This window comes from Achromobacter sp. SIMBA_011, from assembly GCF_046535435.1.
Lineage (GTDB): Bacteria > Pseudomonadota > Gammaproteobacteria > Burkholderiales > Burkholderiaceae_B > Achromobacter > Achromobacter dolens.
This window is the reverse complement of the sequence record NZ_JAWRWN010000428.1, coordinates 1-273: the sequence shown is the minus strand read 5'-3', so window position 1 is coordinate 273 and position 273 is coordinate 1. Positions and strand designations below refer to the sequence as shown.

At 64.5% G+C, this 273-nt stretch carries 1 pseudogene; it reads left to right on the top strand.

Annotated elements, in window-relative coordinates:
- Positions 1-115: 115 nt before the first annotated feature.
- Positions 116-273: pseudogene (locus SB816_RS31575) on the top strand (tyrosine--tRNA ligase); the annotation flags it as partial.

The following is a 273-nucleotide window of genomic DNA, read 5'->3' as shown; positions in this document are numbered from 1 at the left end:
GAGCGGCGCGGGCCGGTGCCGCGCGCCTCGCACCTGATTATCCGCGCAACCTGACGCGTCGTTAAGCGATGCGCGCGCAAGTTATGGGAAAATCCCTGTCTTTGCGACATTCTTCCTGGCACCGATGAGCACCGAACCCAGTTCCAAGCCCGTTTTCCCGATCACCGACGAAGTCCGCCACGCGCTCGCCGTTACGAAGCGCGGTGTCGACGAACTGCTGATCGAGGAAGAGTTCGCGCAGAAGCTCGCGCGCAGCGCGGCCACCGGCAAGCC